The organism is Saccharomonospora sp. NB11 (genome assembly GCF_015910535.1).
Taxonomy (GTDB): Bacteria; Actinomycetota; Actinomycetes; order Mycobacteriales; family Pseudonocardiaceae; genus Saccharomonospora.
In genome coordinates, this window is sequence record NZ_JACBJG010000014.1 from 54,993 (window position 1) to 67,451 (window position 12,459).

General features: G+C 67.7%; 12 protein-coding genes. 5 read left to right on the top strand and 7 right to left on the bottom strand.

The features are described 5' to 3' along the window. Positions 1 to 8 precede the first annotated feature (8 nt). Positions 9 to 530, top strand: a complete 522-nt coding sequence (locus JAV51_RS18490; protein WP_197322010.1) for a regulatory protein RecX — start codon at positions 9 to 11, stop codon at positions 528 to 530. 194 nt (positions 531 to 724) lie between these two features. Here the strand turns inward: JAV51_RS18490 and JAV51_RS18495 are convergent, their stop codons facing one another. From JAV51_RS18495 to edd, 3 genes are read right to left on the bottom strand one after another with little or no spacing between them, the layout of a single operon-like run. Then, positions 725 to 2,167 carry a lipase maturation factor family protein gene (locus tag JAV51_RS18495; protein ID WP_197322011.1) on the bottom strand — a complete coding sequence of 481 codons (1,443 nt, stop codon included), beginning with the start codon at positions 2,165 to 2,167 and terminating at the stop codon, positions 725 to 727. A 45-nt stretch (positions 2,168 to 2,212) separates the two neighbouring features. Continuing rightward, entirely contained in the window at positions 2,213 to 2,854 is a 642-nt protein-coding gene (gene eda / locus JAV51_RS18500; RefSeq protein ID WP_197322012.1) for a bifunctional 4-hydroxy-2-oxoglutarate aldolase/2-dehydro-3-deoxy-phosphogluconate aldolase, read from the bottom strand. Further along, entirely contained in the window at positions 2,851 to 4,767 is a 1,917-nt protein-coding gene (edd, locus tag JAV51_RS18505) for a phosphogluconate dehydratase (RefSeq protein WP_197322013.1), read from the bottom strand. Before edd ends, eda begins: the two co-directional genes overlap by 4 nt. A gap of 275 nt (positions 4,768 to 5,042) precedes the next feature. Here edd and JAV51_RS18510 point away from each other — a divergent pair, with 275 nt between their 5' ends. The 4 genes from JAV51_RS18510 to JAV51_RS18525 are packed head-to-tail and all read left to right on the top strand — an operon-like array spanning position 5,043 to position 8,902. Then, a complete protein-coding gene (locus JAV51_RS18510; RefSeq protein ID WP_197322071.1) occupies positions 5,043 to 5,333 on the top strand; it encodes a hypothetical protein in 291 nt (96 codons plus the stop codon). 40 nt (positions 5,334 to 5,373) lie between these two features. Beyond that, positions 5,374 to 6,171: a hypothetical protein gene (locus tag JAV51_RS18515; RefSeq protein WP_197322072.1), complete on the top strand. Its 798-nt coding sequence runs from the start codon at positions 5,374 to 5,376 to the stop codon at positions 6,169 to 6,171. 57 nt (positions 6,172 to 6,228) lie between these two features. Next, a complete protein-coding gene (locus JAV51_RS18520) occupies positions 6,229 to 8,145 on the top strand; it encodes a fumarate reductase/succinate dehydrogenase flavoprotein subunit (RefSeq protein ID WP_197322014.1) in 1,917 nt (638 codons plus the stop codon). Between the two features lies 1 nt (position 8,146). Beyond that, positions 8,147 to 8,902 carry a succinate dehydrogenase/fumarate reductase iron-sulfur subunit gene (locus tag JAV51_RS18525; protein WP_197322015.1) on the top strand — a complete coding sequence of 252 codons (756 nt, stop codon included), beginning with the start codon at positions 8,147 to 8,149 and terminating at the stop codon, positions 8,900 to 8,902. Positions 8,903 to 8,971: 69 nt separating this feature from the next. Here the strand turns inward: JAV51_RS18525 and JAV51_RS18530 are convergent, their stop codons facing one another. The 4 genes from JAV51_RS18530 to JAV51_RS18545 form a co-directional block, all read right to left on the bottom strand. Further along, the gene (locus JAV51_RS18530; protein ID WP_197322016.1) at positions 8,972 to 9,832 is read right to left on the bottom strand and encodes an amino acid ABC transporter permease; all 861 of its coding nucleotides are present in this window, start codon (positions 9,830 to 9,832) and stop codon (positions 8,972 to 8,974) included. Beyond that, a complete protein-coding gene (locus JAV51_RS18535) occupies positions 9,829 to 10,476 on the bottom strand; it encodes an amino acid ABC transporter permease (RefSeq protein WP_197322017.1) in 648 nt (215 codons plus the stop codon). The genes JAV51_RS18530 and JAV51_RS18535 overlap by 4 nt, the downstream gene beginning before the upstream one ends. Positions 10,477 to 10,579: 103 nt before the next feature. Then, complete coding sequence (locus JAV51_RS18540; protein ID WP_197322018.1) at positions 10,580 to 11,494, bottom strand: glutamate ABC transporter substrate-binding protein; 915 nt, start codon at positions 11,492 to 11,494, stop codon at positions 10,580 to 10,582. A 51-nt stretch (positions 11,495 to 11,545) separates the two neighbouring features. Then, entirely contained in the window at positions 11,546 to 12,274 is a 729-nt protein-coding gene (locus JAV51_RS18545) for an amino acid ABC transporter ATP-binding protein (protein WP_197322073.1), read from the bottom strand. Positions 12,275 to 12,459 lie beyond the last annotated feature (185 nt).

The following is a 12,459-nucleotide window of genomic DNA, read 5'->3' on the forward strand; positions in this document are numbered from 1 at the left end:
CGTCTGCGTTGACGCGCGAACTGCCGCCGGACGAGGCGTGGCGCAAGGCCAAGGAGGTCTGTTTCGACCTCCTGGCCGCGCGTCCGCGTACCAAGGACGAGCTGCGTCAGGCGTTGCGGCGCAAGGGCTTCGCCGAGGACGTCGGGGAGAAGCTCCTCGGCAAGCTCGACGACGCGGGACTGGTCGACGACGCCGCCTTCGCCGAGATGTGGGTGCGGTCCCGCCACACCTATCGAGGTCTCGCGCGGCGGGCGCTGGTGGCCGAGCTGCGGCGCAAGGGAGTCGACCCGGAGATCGCCGCGGAGGCCGCGGGCGAGATCGACGCCGATGCCGAGGAGCAGCGGGCGCGGGAGCTGGTGCGCAAGAAGCTGCGGACCATGGGTGACGTGGACGAGCAGAAGGCCACGCGCCGCTTGATCGGCATGCTGGCCCGCAAGGGATATCCCCAGGGCCTGTCCTACCGCGTCGTCCGCGACGAACTGCGTGAGGCGGGAGCGGACACGACACTCCTGGACGACGTCGACCCCTGAACCCGAGTCCCGACGCGCGCGTGCCCGCATGTTGCGTCAGTGTGTCCGCACTTTGACGACGCGTGTCCGCGCCCTACGCGCGTGTGTCCGCGTCGTACGTACGCGTGTCTGCATCTCGTTGACTGCCTACAACACCTCGGCGTCGAGACGCCGCTGTTCGTACTTCTCGTCCTCGTCGTCTGACCCGTAGCCCGTCACACCACCACGGGCGTGCCGTCGGTCCCCAGCCGACAGGTCCGCACGACCATCCCCACCGGTTCCCTGACCCACCACGCCTTCGTCTCGGCGCGTTCGGCGCGTGTGGTGAACCGGTAGTGGAACAGGCGGGCACGGAGGTACGTCGGTGGGCGGCCGTCGAAGGGATCACGACGCAGTAGGCGGCGCACTTCGCGGTCTCCGTCGAGCAGCTTCCGGACGAGAACGGGCAGCCATCGGCCCCCATAGCGCGATGACAACGACAGGAACCACAGCTGCCAGTCGAGCCGGAAGTGGTAGGGCGCGACCTGTGGTGGACGCCGGTGAGGATCGGTCGGTTTGCCCTTGAACTGGTACTCGCGCCACACCGTGTCCTCGGTCAGGATGTCCTCGTCCGTGCCCTCGACGACCACTTCGTACCGGTCGCGGGTGACACTGCCGAACGCGCCGTAGGTGTTGACCAAATGGAACGGGTCGAAACTGAAGTTCATCAGTTGCCCGCGGCCGAGGAGGTTCCGCACCGGCCGATAGCTCAGCACCGCGACCAGGACCGTCAGGGCGACGACGAGACCGCCGTACCACGACGACGGCGCGGCGAGGTCGTCCGGCGGCGCGACGCCGAGCAGCGTGCCGTCGATCGCGGACACCGCCAGCGTGATCGTCAACGCGTTCAACCACGAGAAGTTGCCGCTGAGCATCAACCAGCCCTGGGTGACGATCACGATGCCTGCCGCCACGCTTGCCGCGGGCTGCGGAGCGAAGAGCACGAACGGCACCACGAGTTGGGCGACGTGGTTGGCTACCGCCTCCACCCGGTGCATCCAGCGGGGCAGGTGGTGGAAGTACCAGCTCAGCGGGCCGGGCATCGGCTGCGTCTCGTGGTGGTAGTAGAGGCAGGTCAGATCCCGCCAACACCGATCGCCCCGCAGCTTGATCAGCCCGGCGCCGAATTCGAGGCGGAACAGCAGCCAGAGCAGCAACCACAGCACAAGCGTCGGCACACTCGTGTGCGCAGGCCCGAGGAAGATCGCCAGGAAGCCCGTTTCGAGCAGTAGCGACTCCCAACCGAACGCGTACCACGTCTGCCCGACGTTGACGATCGACAGGTACAGCACCCACGGGACGGCCCACAGCAGCAGACACGCCCACACCGGCAGCAGATCCGCGACCCCGGCCAGCAGCGCTGCCGACACGACGGCGCCACCACCGGCGACCACGGCGAAGAGCCGGTCGGAGTAGTGCAGGTGGAACAGACTCGGGGCGCGTCGGACGTCGACCCGTTCCAGATACTCCGGAATGGGAAGTAGCCCTCGCTCACCGAGCAGGGCGCGGAACTGGTTCAGCGCGCAGACGAACGCCACCACGTAGAGCGCGGCCAGCATCTTCTGGAAGACGAGCCGCGAGATCCAGTACTCGTCGGCGGTGAACCAGTCCCACGACATCCGCTCGGCGGGCCTCCCTCCACGACGGAAAGCCCGCCGTGTGCGCTACCTGGCCGTCGCGGCCTCCGCCCTCAGCTCGGAGGCCTCCTTGGCCAGTGTCTCAATGCGCGCGTAGTCGTGCGCCGCGAGAGCGTCCTTCGGCGTCAGCCAGGAACCACCGACACACCCCACGTTGCGCAGCGCCAGGTAGCGCGGCGCGCTGGCGACGGTGATGCCTCCGGTCGGGCAGAACCGCAGGTGCGGCAGTGGTCCGCCGATGGCCGCCAACGCTGCTGCGCCGCCACTGGCCTCGGCGGGGAAGAACTTCAGTCGCTCGAACCCGCGCTCGGCCAACCGCATGGCCTCGGAGACGGTGGACGCGCCGGGCAGCACCGGGAGTCCGGTGTCGACCACGGCGTCGAGCAGCGCGTCGGTGGTGCCGGGGGTCACGAGGAACGCGGCACCCGCGTCCCGAGCGGCGCGGGCCTGGTTCGGGGTGATGACGGTGCCCGCACCGACGACCACGTCCGGCACCTCGGCGGACACGCGCCGGATGGCATCCAACGCCGCGTCGGTGCGCAGCGTCAGCTCCATCACGCGCACACCGCCCGCGAGCAGGGCGCGCGCGGTGGGGACGGCCGCCTCTGCGTCGTCCAGCACGACGACGGGCAGGACGGGGGACAAGGCGAGCAGGTCGTCGGCGTTCATGCGCGTCCTTTCACGTCGACCAGGTCTGCGGTCCGGGTGGTGTCGGTCCTCGGGGCGGTCGTGTCGAAGGCCGGGCCGACGCCGCCGAAGACACCTCCGAAGACGCTGCCACCCAGTTCGGCGGGTCCCACGGTGCTGCGCAGCGCCGCGAAGAGTTCGCGTCCGTTGCCGTACCAGTCCTGATCGAGTGCCTGAGTGGCCGGACGTCGCGCCGCCAGGGTCTCCGCGTCCACGAGCACGTTCAGCTCACCGGCGTCGGCGTCCAGGTGCACGATGTCGCCGTCCTCCACCTTGGACAGTGGACCACCCACAGCGGACTCCGGACTGACGTGGATGGCGGCGGGGACCTTGCCCGAGGCGCCGGACATGCGGCCGTCGGTGACGAGAGCGACGCGGTGGCCCCGGTCCATGAGCACGCCCAGAGCCGGGATGAGGGCGTGCAGCTCGGGCATTCCCTTCGCCCGCGGGCCCTGGTCGCGCAGCACCACGACGACGTCCTGGTTCAGTTCACCGGCACGGAATGCCTGGGTGAAGTCGGCCTGTGAGGAGAAGACGCGAGCGGGGGCCCGCACCGCGCGGTGCTCCGGCGCGACGGCCGACACCTTGATCACCGCACGACCGAGGTTCCCGTCGACCATGCGGAGCCCGCCCTCGGGCGCGAAGGGGTTGTCGGCGGTGCGGAGCACCGTGTCGTCGAGCGAGGTGGTGGGAACGTCGCGCCAAATCAGCGTGTCGCCGTCGAGGATGGGTTCCTGCCGATAGCGGTCGAGGCCCGGGCCGGCCACGGTGTGCACGTCCGGGTGCAGCAGTCCCGCGTCGAGCAGCGTGCCGACGAGCACCTGCACACCCCCAGCGGCGTGGAAGTGGTTGATGTCGGCGCTGCCGTTGGGGTAGACGTTCGCGAGCAGCGGCACGGCCGCCGAGAGGTCGGCGAAGTCGTCCCAGGTGAGGTGGATGCCCGCGGCGGCGGCGACGGCGACGAGGTGCAACGTGTGGTTCTGCGATCCGCCGGTGGCGAGCAGTGCGACGATGCCGTTGACGATGCTGCGCTCGTCGACGACGTGAGCGATGGGCGTGTACTCGTCGCCACCGTGCGTGATCTCGACGATGCGCCGGGCGGCCTGTTCCGTGAGCGCCTTGCGCAGCGGCGTACCGGGTTGGACGAACGTCGCGCCCGGCAGGTGCAGACCCATCACCTCGACCACGAGCTGGTTGGAGTTCGCTGTGCCGTAGAAGGTGCAGGTGCCGGGCGAGTGGTAGGCGGCGGCCTCGGCGTCCAGGAGGTCCTCGCGCGTGGCCTTGCCCTCGGCGTAGAGCTGGCGGATGCGGGCCTTCTCCTTGTTCGGCAGGCCGGACGCCATGGGGCCGGCCGGGACCAGCATCGCCGGCAGGTGTCCGAACGCGAGTGCGCCGATGAGGAGACCGGGCACGATCTTGTCGCACACGCCGAGGAGCAGTGCGCCGTCGAACATCTCGTGGGAGAGCGCGATGCCCGTGGCCATCGCGATGACGTCCCGGCTGAACAGGGAGAGTTCCATTCCGGCGCGACCCTGGGTGATGCCGTCGCACATCGCGGGCACACCGCCCGCGAACTGTGCCACCCCGCCGGCCTCCCGTGCGGCGTCCTTGATCCACGCGGGGAACTCGTCAAGCGGCTGGTGGGCCGACAGCAGGTCGTTGTAGGCGGAGACGATCGCGATGCCGGGTTTGCGGGCCTCACGGACGGCGAGCAGGTCGGGTCCGGAGCAGGCGGCGAAGCCGTGGGCCAGGTTGCTGCAGCCGAGTCCGGCGCGCACGGGACCTTCGGCGGCGGCGCTCTCGACGCGCGCGAGGTACGCCTGGCGCGAGGCGGCGCTGCGCTCGGCAATGCGGTGGGTGACGTCGGCGATGACGGGATGAAGGCTCAACGGCATGGTCTCCGGGTTGAGTCACGGCAGGTGAACAGCGCAGATCTGCTTACGCAGAGTGACCGACTGAGGATGCGGTACGGCAGCGTCGGCGTCGTGTTCTGTGGGCAACTGACACGATACAGCGCCAGGCCGGGGCGACAATATCGATTCAGTGATCGAGATGTAGTGACGTCGATCACGTCAAACGGATGGGGGTGTGCTACTTGTCACATTGACCGGTCGGGTGCAGAGTCTGCCGTACCGGTTTCGGACGCGAGCAACAATTCCGGAGGGTGAGCATGTCGAGCGCCGAGATGACGGAGCTACGCCGGGCCATCGGGCAACTCCGACAGTGTGTAGGGGCCCTGAGATCACGGTACGGCGAGTCGCCCGCCGTCCGCCGCATCGTCAACGACGTCGACCGGCTCGACATCGACGCCGAGGACCTGGCCAAGCTGCCGCCCGTGCCCACGCAGTCGACCGGATCTCCTCCCGAGGTGGTGAAGATCCCCGACACCCCGTACGACCCGGCGCTCTGGAAGGGTGCCGACGACGAGGGCGTGGGTGGTTACCAGCGTGACCAGCACTGACCACTCGAAGGAGGACGACGCCACGGATTCCGACACCACTATGGACGGTGTGCCCACCTCGCGGAAGCGGGTCGCCCTGACCGAACGCACCCTGCGAACCGACCGGTGGTGGGCCGCGCCACTGTTCACCGCCCTCGGCCTCGCGGCGTTCGTCGTGTACGCCACGTTCCGGTCGTTCCTGCGTGAGGGCTACTTCGACGCCGAGTACCACTACCTCACCCCGTTCTACTCGCCGTGCCTGAGCGACTCGTGCGTGCCCGGGTCGAGTCACTTCGGCACGCCGTTCGGCGAGCTGCCGGGCTTCGTTCCGCTGGCGTTCCTCTCCCTGCCGTTCCTGCTCGGGTTCCGGCTCACCTGCTACTACTACCGCAAGGCGTACTACCGCTCGGTGTGGTTCGCGCCGCCTGCGTGCGCGGTGACCGAACCGCACGCGCGCTACACCGGCGAGACGCGTTTGCCGTTGATCGTGCAGAACGTGCACCGGTACTTCTTCTACGTCGCCCTCGTCATCACGGTGATCAACACCTACGACGCGGTCCTGGCGTTCGGCGGAGAGCGTGGGTTCGGGATCGGACTCGGCAACGTCGTCCTGCTGGTCAACGTGTTCTTCCTCTGGTGCTACACGCTCTCCTGCCACTCGTGCCGTCACGTGACGGGCGGCCGACTCAAGCACTTCTCGAAGAACCCGGTCCGGTACTGGATCTGGACGCAGGTCAGTCGGCTCAACGTCCGGCACATGCAGTTCGCCTGGATCACCTTGGGCACGCTGGTCCTCACCGACCTCTACGTGTGGTTGGTGTCGACCGACACGATCTCCGACCTGCGTTTCGTCAACTGACATCCCAGCCGTGCGGTGTGTGGCACGGCGGCACGACAGAAGGTGGCCTGACTTTTCATGACCGAGGTCGAACGGCACAGCTACGACGTGGTGGTGATCGGTGCCGGTGGGGCGGGCCTGCGGGCCGTGATCGAGGCGCGGCAACGGGGACTGTCCGTCGCGGTGGTGTGCAAGTCGCTGTTCGGCAAGGCGCACACCGTCATGGCCGAGGGCGGCTGTGCGGCGTCCATGGGCAACGTCAACCCGAACGACGGGTGGCAGGTGCACTTCCGCGACACCATGCGGGGCGGCAAGTTCCTCAACAACTGGCGGATGGCCGAACTGCACGCCAAGGAGGCCCCCGACCGGGTGTGGGAGTTGGAGACCTACGGGGCTCTGTTCGACCGAACCGGTGACGGCCGGATCAGCCAGCGCAACTTCGGTGGCCACACCTACCCGCGACTGGCGCACGTGGGTGACCGCACCGGTCTGGAGCTGATCCGCACGATGCAGCAGAAGATCGTGTCGCTGCAGCAGGAGGATCACGCGACCTACGGCGACTACGAGGCCAAGCTGAAGGTCTTCGCCGAGTGCACGATCACCGAGTTGCTCACCCAGGACGGTGCCATCGCCGGAGCGTTCGGGTACTGGCGGGAGTCCGGTCGGTTCGTGTTGTTCGAGGCGCCCGCCGTGGTGCTGGCCACGGGCGGGATCGGCAAGTCGTTCAAGGTCACGTCGAACTCCTGGGAGTACACCGGCGACGGGCACGCGCTGGCACTGCGGGCAGGTGCGTCGCTCATCAACATGGAGTTCGTCCAGTTCCACCCCACCGGAATGGTCTGGCCGCCCAGCGTCAAGGGCATCCTCGTCACGGAGGGGGTCCGGGGGGACGGCGGCGTGCTGCGCAACTCCGAGGGCGAACGGTTCATGTTCCGCTACGTCCCGGACGTCTTCAAGGGACAGTACGCGGAGACCGAGGAAGAAGCCGACCGCTGGTACACCGATCCGGACAACAATCGCCGCACGCCCGACCTGTTGCCGCGCGACGAGGTGGCCCGCGCGATCAACACCGAGGTCAAGGAAGGACGCGGTTCCCCGCACGGCGGGGTGTACCTCGACATCGCGAGCCGGATGTCCGCGGACGAGATCAAGCGCCGACTGCCGTCGATGTACCACCAGTTCAAGGAACTGGCCGACGTCGACATCACCGCGGAGCCGATGGAGGTCGGACCCACCTGTCACTACGTGATGGGCGGTATCGAGGTCGACCCGGACACCGCCGCGGCGAGCGTGCCGGGGCTGTTCGCTGCGGGGGAGTGCTCCGGCGGGATGCACGGCTCCAACCGGCTCGGCGGGAACTCGTTGTCGGACCTGCTCGTGTTCGGACGTCGAGCCGGTCTCGGGGCCGCCGACTACGTCGAGTCGCTCGCCGAGCGCCCCTCCGTGTCCGAAGTAGACGTCGCGGTCGCCGCGCGGGCCGCGCTCGCCCCGTTCGACCCGCCTCGTGACGGCCAGGAGGCGGAGAACCCGTACACCCTGCAGGCCGAACTACAACAGTGCATGAACGACCTTGTGGGCATCATCCGTACAGCCGACGAGATGGAGAAGGCACTGGAGAAGCTCGACGAGATCCGGGGCCGGTTGCGTGGTGTCACGGTCGAGGGACACCGCCAGTACAACCCCGGCTGGCACCTGGCACTCGATCTGCGCAACATGCTGCTCGCCAGCGAGTGCGTCGCGCGTGCGGCCCTGCGGCGCACCGAGAGCCGGGGCGGTCACACCCGGGACGACTACCCGCAGATGGACGCGCGGTGGCGCAACACGCTGCTCGTGTGCACGGTTGCCGGGGACGAGACGCCGGTGCCGCACATCGAAGTGACCACCAAGGAGCAGGAACCGATGCGCACCGACCTGCTCGGTCTGTTCGAGCTGGCCGAACTGGAGAAGTACTACACCGACGAGGAACTGGCCGACCATCCGGAAAGGACGGCCTGACATGGGATACGACGCGCACCTGCGGATCTGGCGCGGTGACGACGGCGACGGGGAGCTGCGGGACTACACCGTCGAGGCGAACGAGGGCGAGGTGGTGCTCGATCTGATCCACCGGTTGCAGGCGACGCAGGCACCGGACCTCGCCGTGCGCTGGAACTGCAAGGCAGGCAAGTGCGGCTCGTGCTCCGCCGAGGTCAACGGCAGGCCACGGCTGCTGTGCATGACCCGCATGTCGGTGTTCCGGCCCGACGAGGTCATCACCGTGACTCCGATGCGGACGTTCCCGGTGGTCCGCGACCTCGTCACCGACGTCTCCTACAACTACGAGAAGGCGCGGGAGATCCCGGCGTTCGCGCCACCGCCGGAGCTCGAACCGGGCGAGTACCGCATGCAGCAGGTCGACGTGCAGCGGTCGCAGGAGTTCCGCAAGTGCATCGAGTGCTTCCTGTGCCAGAACGTCTGCCACGTCATCCGTGACCACGAGGAGAACAAACCCGCCTTCGCCGGACCGCGGTTCCTGATGCGGATCGCGGAGCTGGACATGCACCCGCTCGACGTGGCCGACCGCAAGGACGCCGCACAGGACGAGCACGGTCTCGGCTACTGCAACATCACGAAGTGCTGCACCGAGGTGTGCCCGGAGAACATCCACATCACCGACAACGCGCTCATTCCGATGAAGGAGCGCGTCGTGGACCGCCGCTACGACCCCGTGGTGTGGTTGGGCGACAAGCTGTTCCGCCGTCACAAGAGCTGAGCGACGACGAAGGCCGCCGTCCCCGGAATCCGGGGACGGCGGCCTTCGCGTGCCGGGTCGACGTGCCGGTCAGGCCGGCTTGCCGTCGGTGAGGGTGGCCTCCTCGGTCTCGGCCGTGACGTCCACCGTCAGGGCCTTCTTGCTGCGCCGGTTGCGCGACTCCAGCCACTTCGCCACACCGGTCAGGGCGAGGCACATCAGGATGTACATCGCGCCGACCACGATGGTGATCGGGATGAGCGGCCGGTCGAACTCGATGATGCCGCCGAGGTAGCGGGCGTAGCGCAGCAGTTCCTCGTAGGTGATGAGGAAGCCGAGCGCCGTGTCCTTCAACAGCACCACGAGCTGGCTGATGATGGCGGGCAGCATCGCGCGCAGAGCCTGCGGCAGCAGCACCATGCGCATCACCTGCGTCTTGCGCAGACCGATGGCGTACGCGGCCTCGCTCTGGCCCCGGGGCAGCGACAGGATGCCCGCGCGGAACACCTCGGCGAGCACCGAGCCGTTGTACAGCGTCAGGCCCAGCACCACGGAGTAGAACGGCGCGCCCAGCGCGAGCCCGTAGTGGAAGAAGAAGATCATCACCACGAGGGGCACGGCGCGGAAGAACTCCACCACGAGGGTGGCGGGCACCCGCAGCACGGCGTGGTCGGACAACCGTGCCGCCGCGAAGATCGCACCGAACGCCAACGCGAGCACCGCCGAGACGGCGAACGCCCGCAGCGTGTTGAGCAGCGCGTCGAGCAGCTCCAACTGGATCCGCTCGTAGAGGATCCACTCCCAGATGCCGGCCTCGAACTGGCCGGCTTCGGCGAACTTGTAGACGACGTACCCGATCAGCCCCAGGACGGCGGCCACGCCGAGGACCGCGTACCCCCGGTGCCGGACCCGTGCCTTCGGTCCCGGGATGTCGAACAGCACCGCGCTCATCGGGCCACGCTCCAGCGCTTCTCGAGGCTGCGTTGCAGCAGGGTCAGAGGAGTGATCAGGATGACGAAGCCCAGCGCAACCCACAGCAGGCCGGTCAGCACGCTGTACCCGCGCTCCGACAGGTAGTTCTGGATCGCTCCCGCCTCGACGACCGAGAAGCCGGCCGCGATGGTGGTGTTCTTCAGCAGCGCGATCATGGTGCTGACCATCGGAGGCACCACGGACCGCGTGGCCTGCGGCAGGATGATCTGGTTCAGCGTCTGCCCGAACGTCAGACCGATCGCGCGTGCGGCTTCCGCCTGGCCGACGGGCACCGTGTTGATGCCGGAGCGCACGACCTCACAGACGAACGCCGACGTGTACACGGTCAACGCCACGACGGCGGCCCAGAAGTACGACAGGTCGACGATGTCGAGCAGCGGATAGGCGAAGACGAAGAAAAAGAAGAGCAGAGTCAGCGGGGTGTTGCGGAACAGCGTCACGTACGCCGCGCCCGCGGCGCGCAGGATCGGGACCGGGCTCACCCGCAACATCGCCAGGATCGTCCCCAGCACCAACGAGCCGATCGCCGACAAGACGAACAGTTTGATGGTGTTGAGAAAACCCGGCCCGTACAGGTCGAGGTTGTCCAGCAGTACGTCCATGTTTCCCTCGAAGGTGCGGGGACAGATGGGGCGGCTGCCGACATGCGCGGCCCCCGGCGGTCACGCCCGCGCGGGCGGTCACCACCGAGGGCCGGCGTCGGCGTCAGTAGCGGTCGACCTCGGGCATGTCGGCCTTGTTGCCCGACTTGCCGAGCGTGGCGTCGTAGATCTCCTGCCACGTGCCGTCTTCCATGGCCTCTTCCAGGATGTCGTTGACCTTGTCCCGGAGAGCGTCGTCCTCCTTGGGCAGACCGATGCCGTAGGGCTCCTCGGTGAAGGACTCGCCGACGACCTTCAGCTCGTCGGGCTGCTGGGCGGCGTAGCCGAGCAGGATCGCGTCGTCCGTGGTGACGACGTCGACCTTGCCGTTGAGCAGCTCGTTGACGCACTGCGAGTAGTTCTGCAGCTCGACGATCTCGCCGCCGGGCTCGTGCAGGCCCTCGTCACGCACGTTCTGGATCGGCGTGGACCCGCTCACGGAGCAGACCTTCTTGCCCTTCAGGTCGTCCTTGCTGTTGATGTCGTTGTTGTCCTTGGCCACCAGCAGGCCCTGACCGGCGACGAAGTACGGACCCGCGAAGCTGATCTGCTGCTTGCGCTTGTCGTTGATCGTGTACGTGCCGACGTAGTAGTCGACGTCGCCGTTCACGATGGCCTGCTCCCGACCCGCGGAGGGAACGGCCTTGTACTCGATGGTCTTGGGGTCGAAGCCGAGCTTCGCGGAGACGAGCCGGGCGATCTCGATGTCGAACCCGTTGTACTCACCCGTGGTCGGGTCCTTGTAACCGAGGTTCGGCTGGTCCTCCTTGACGCCGATGACGACGTGACCGGCCTTCTTCATACGGTCGAAGGTCGGGGAGTCCTCGATGGTGACGTCCTGCGCCACCTCGTAGGTCAGGGCCGCGGCGTTGCCGTCGCCGTTGCCGCCTTCGGAGTCGGACGGCGACCCTTCCTTGCCACATGCGGTGAGGGCGAGGCTCGCGGCCAGCAGTCCCACCGTCAGGGTGCGAATCTTCATGGCACCTCTCCTGTTTCGGGGTTGAGGCGGCCCACGCCGCCACGACATGTGTCAGTGAGTAAGGATCTTGCCGAGGAAGTCCCTCGCGCGCTCCGACTGCGGCGCGGTGAAGAACGCATCGGGCGTGGAGTCCTCGACGATCTCGCCGTCGGCCATGAACACCACCCGGTGGGCGGCACGGCGGGCGAAGCCCATCTCGTGGGTGACCACCAGCATCGTCATGCCCTCGTCGGCGAGCTCCGTCATGGTGTCGAGCACTTCCTGCACCATCTCGGGGTCCAGGGCGGAGGTCGGCTCGTCGAACAGCATCACCTTGGGGCGCATGGCGAGCGCCCGCGCGATGGCGGCACGCTGCTGCTGCCCACCGGAGAGCTGGGCGGGGTACTTCTGAGCCTGGTTGGCGATTCCGACCCGGTCGAGCAGTTCCATGGCCGTCTTGCGGGCTTCCTCGGGATTCTGCTTGCGCACCTTGATCGGGCCAAGCGTCACGTTGTCCACGATCGTCTTGTGCGCGAACAGATTGAACTGTTGGAAGACCATCCCGACGTCGGCACGGAGAGCGGCGAGCGCCTTGCCCTCGGCGGGCAGCGGCTTGCCGTCGATGCTGATCTCACCGGAGTCGATGGGTTCGAGCCGGTTGATGGCACGGCAGAGCGTCGACTTGCCGGAACCCGACGGCCCCAGGACCACGACCACCTGGCCCTTGGGCACTTCGAGGTCGATGTCCTTGAGCACGTGCAGGTCGCCGAAGTGCTTGTTCACCGCCGCCGCCTTGATCATCGGCGGTGTTGGCGTCGCGGTGCTCATCTGGCCTCCATAACACGGCAAGCCGCGGGTCGCGGGTTGTCACTAACAACATCCGGATCTAACACCTTTGGGGCAATCCGGCATGCTTCCTCAATCAAAAAGCAACCTTAAGTGTTCAATCTGGTCGTCCCGGGTGGGGGACGCCAAAGCATTCCCGG

Bases quoted from the DNA above. Each gene is read 5' to 3' on its own strand.
- JAV51_RS18495 (WP_197322011.1), bottom strand. From the start codon at position 2,167: ATGTCGTGGGACTGGTTCACCGCCGACGAGTACTGGATCTCGCGGCTC.
- JAV51_RS18515 (WP_197322072.1), top strand. From the start codon at position 5,374: ATGGACGGTGTGCCCACCTCGCGGAAGCGGGTCGCCCTGACCGAACGC.
- JAV51_RS18525 (WP_197322015.1), top strand. From the start codon at position 8,147: ATGGGATACGACGCGCACCTGCGGATCTGGCGCGGTGACGACGGCGAC.
- edd (WP_197322013.1), bottom strand. From the start codon at position 4,767: ATGCCGTTGAGCCTTCATCCCGTCATCGCCGACGTCACCCACCGCATT.
- eda (WP_197322012.1), bottom strand. From the start codon at position 2,854: ATGAACGCCGACGACCTGCTCGCCTTGTCCCCCGTCCTGCCCGTCGTC.
- JAV51_RS18530 (WP_197322016.1), bottom strand. From the start codon at position 9,832: ATGAGCGCGGTGCTGTTCGACATCCCGGGACCGAAGGCACGGGTCCGG.
- JAV51_RS18545 (WP_197322073.1), bottom strand. From the start codon at position 12,274: ATGATCAAGGCGGCGGCGGTGAACAAGCACTTCGGCGACCTGCACGTG.
- JAV51_RS18535 (WP_197322017.1), bottom strand. From the start codon at position 10,476: ATGGACGTACTGCTGGACAACCTCGACCTGTACGGGCCGGGTTTTCTC.
- JAV51_RS18510 (WP_197322071.1), top strand. From the start codon at position 5,043: ATGTCGAGCGCCGAGATGACGGAGCTACGCCGGGCCATCGGGCAACTC.
- JAV51_RS18520 (WP_197322014.1), top strand. From the start codon at position 6,229: ATGACCGAGGTCGAACGGCACAGCTACGACGTGGTGGTGATCGGTGCC.
- JAV51_RS18540 (WP_197322018.1), bottom strand. From the start codon at position 11,494: ATGAAGATTCGCACCCTGACGGTGGGACTGCTGGCCGCGAGCCTCGCC.